Annotated in this window: 3 protein-coding genes; all 3 read right to left on the reverse strand. The window is 70.4% G+C overall.

Translation table 11 applies throughout. The features are described 5' to 3' along the window. On the reverse strand, window positions 1-74 hold a 74-nt coding region (locus tag A9X04_RS31600), incomplete at its 3' end, for a PPE domain-containing protein (RefSeq protein ID WP_156764185.1). A gap of 109 nt (window positions 75-183) precedes the next feature. Continuing rightward, window positions 184-1,422, reverse strand: coding sequence for a PPE family protein (locus A9X04_RS18905; protein WP_067923736.1), 1,239 nt, complete (start codon window positions 1,420-1,422; stop codon window positions 184-186). 464 nt (window positions 1,423-1,886) lie between these two features. Beyond that, window positions 1,887-3,049: PPE family protein (locus A9X04_RS18910; RefSeq protein WP_067923739.1), on the reverse strand; the 1,163-nt coding region annotated here is incomplete at its 5' end.

Raw genomic sequence — 3,049 nt, forward strand, 5'->3', positions numbered from 1 at the left:
AACGACCCCGACCCCGGACCGGCATAAATCCGCGCCGAATTGACCTCCGGCGGTAACGCCCCGAAATCCAACATCATCGACTCCTTTAACTGGTTGTGCGGCGTGGCTCGGGTCTTGATTTGACGAAAATGCGGTTGCGGCGAGTCGCCCGGCACCCAACCCAGCTGCCTTCATTCCCGTCCCCTACCCGGCCGATGGTGGGCGGGTGAGCATGCTGTGGCGGAAGCCGTACTTGTGCGAGTAGCCCGCGGCGGCGGTGCGCCGGCCAATGGCGCCGGTGGGCATGCCGCGCAACAGGGCGTTGCCCGGCGGGCTGGTCGCAGCACCGGCCGCCTGCGCGGGGATGGCCTCGGCGTCGGCGGCATCGGCCGGGCCGATCGCGGAGGTTAGCGTGGCCCACTGCTGGGGCACGGACAGCGCCCCGACGTGAGAGGCCGTTCCGGCTCCTGCCGATACCGCTCCGCCGCCGATGCTGCCCAGATTGCCCAGGCCCAGCTGAGCGAACTGCGGCGTCGGGAACCAGGCACCACCGGCACCCGCCGTCGCACCGCCGGGACCGAACGTCAGTTGCTGGCCCATCGACCAGCCGAAGTTGGCCAGACCGTTCGACTGATACAAGAGGGACGAGGTCTGTTTCAGAACCGTGGTGTAGCTACCAGGTGTCAGCGACCACCAATTCGTCGGGCTGGGCAGGATGTCCTGCAGCGAGGCGCCGGTCGTGGTCGACCCTGTGGCCGCGGCCGCGACCTGCTGTGTCGTTTGCGACGCGGTCGCCGACAACACCTGCGGCGTTGCGAGCTGAGACGACGCGTCGGCGGCGGTCTGCGCGGCGTTGGCCGCCGGCTGCTGGACGGCCTGGGTCACCGCCAACGCCTGGTCCGCCGCCCCATCCGGGTTGGTGGTACTCGGCGGGGGGTCAAAGGGCGCCAACGTCGAGGCCGTCGCCGACGCCGCCGCATACCCGTACATTGCCGCCGCGTCCTGGGCCCACATTTCCATGTACTGCGCCTCGGTCGCCGCGATCGCCGGCGTGTTCTGCCCGAAGAAATTCGTCGCGACCAACGTCGCCAACAACGCCCGATTGGCCGCGATCACCGGCGGCGGCACCGTCATCGCAAACGCCGCCTCATACGCCGCCGCGGCCGCGCGGCCCTGACCGGCCGTCTCCTCGGCCAACGCCGCCGCCGCACCGAGCCAACTCGCATACGGTGCCACTGCCGCCAGCATCGACGATGCCGCCGCGCCCACCCAGGGTCCCCCGGTCAGCTCCGAAACGACCGAGCCGTACCCACTGGCCGCCGTGGCGACCTCCGCGGCGATCTCGTCCCACGCCGCCGACGCCGCCATCATCGGCCCGGACCCCGGACCCGCATACATACGGCCGGAGTTGATCTCCGGCGGTAACGCGCCGAAGTCAAACACCGACGAGCCCCCCGGATCGAACGACATCTGTTTCCCTCGCAACTGGTCTCGGTCGAACGACCGCCAAGCGTTTGCTTGGTTGTTGCGAAGGCTAAGTTGCCGCGACGTCCGGGCGCGGTCTCGACGAGACGGCGCGCAAGGGTGATCGGCTCGCCGACGGGCGTTTCCGCACCCGCGCGCGGGGGCACATCCGCGGTGCGTCGCGCCGACGATCGATGCGACTAGCTGCGGGAACACCGCGCTGGGAGAATGGCTTCTGATCGGCGGCCCCGCGTACGCACGCGAGAATCCACGATACGGGCGGGGAAAAAATCCGGCCGCAGAAAAGTCGCCACGATAAGCCGCCGCTCAGCTCGGGACGAGAAGGTCCGCGCCGGCGGGTCGCGTCCGGCACTCGAACGCCGAAAGACGCTTTAGCGCTGCACTTTTCGCGCGCTAAAGCGTCTTTCGCGTGCTGCGGACGGTTATCCGGCGAAGGGGGGTCGGGCCATGACGGTGGGGCGGAACCCGTATCGGGGTCCGGCCCCGGCGTGGGTGCCGCTGCCGATGCCGGCCAGGGGCATGCCACCGAGCAGGTTGCCCGGTCCCCCGGCGCCCTCGGGGGCGGCGCTGATGGCGCTGACCGGGATGGCCGAGTGGGTCATCGCGGGGATCGCCGGGCCGCCGGTCCAGGCCACCGGCACCGACAGCTTGCCGCCGATGGAGGCCGCACCGCCGATGGCCGCCGCCGGGTGCACCGCGCCGGCGCCACCGCCGAGCAGACCACCCAGCCCACCCAGGCCGGGCAGGGCCTTGGCCGCCGCCGGGGCCGCGCCCCCGATCATGCCCAGGGTCTTGGCCATCTGCACACCGAAGTTCCCCATACCGACACTGAAATACGGCAGACCCTCGGTGTTATAGAACAAACTGGCGAACGGACTGTAGCCGTTCGTGAGCGCCCCCAAGCTGGTCGGGAAGGCGGTCTGCCCCGTCAGCAGATACCAGATTTCGCTGTACGTTGGCGCGGGCGGCCCGGATGCAGCCGGCGCCGCCGCGGCCTGCAACGTGTTAGGCGTCGACGTGACCACCTTGGACAGCGCCGAGGCGGTGTTGCTGGCCGTGCTGTTGGTCGTCGCGCTGGTGACGGCCGCGCCCTGGGTGGCCTGGGCCGACGGGCTGGCGATCTGAGGTGCCGCGCTGAACGGTGTCACCTTGGTCGCCGTCGCCGACTGCCCCGCGTAGCTGTACATCGCGCCGGCGTCTTGGGCCCACATCTGGCCGTACTGGGCTTCCAGCTGCGTGATGGCCGGGGTGTTTTGGCCCAGCACGTTGGTCTGGATCAGCTGCATGGTCTGCGCTCGGTTGGCCGCGACCAGCGGCGGGGGCACCGTGGCGGCCAGCGCCGCCTCATAAGCAGCCGCTGCCGCCTGCGCTTGGGTGGCCGCCTGCTCGGCCTGGGCCGCGGTGGTGGTCATCCACGTCACATACGGCTGCACCGCGGCGGCCATCGTCGCCGACGCCGGGCCCATCCACTCCTCGCTGCTCAGCGCCGTGATGATCTTGTCGTAGCTCAGCGCCGCCGCATTGAGCTCCGCCGCCAGCGCATTCCACGCCGACGCCGCGGTCATCAACGACCCCGACCCCGGAC

The sequence above is a fragment of the Mycobacterium sp. E3247 genome (assembly GCF_001667785.1).
Classification (GTDB): domain Bacteria; phylum Actinomycetota; class Actinomycetes; order Mycobacteriales; family Mycobacteriaceae; genus Mycobacterium.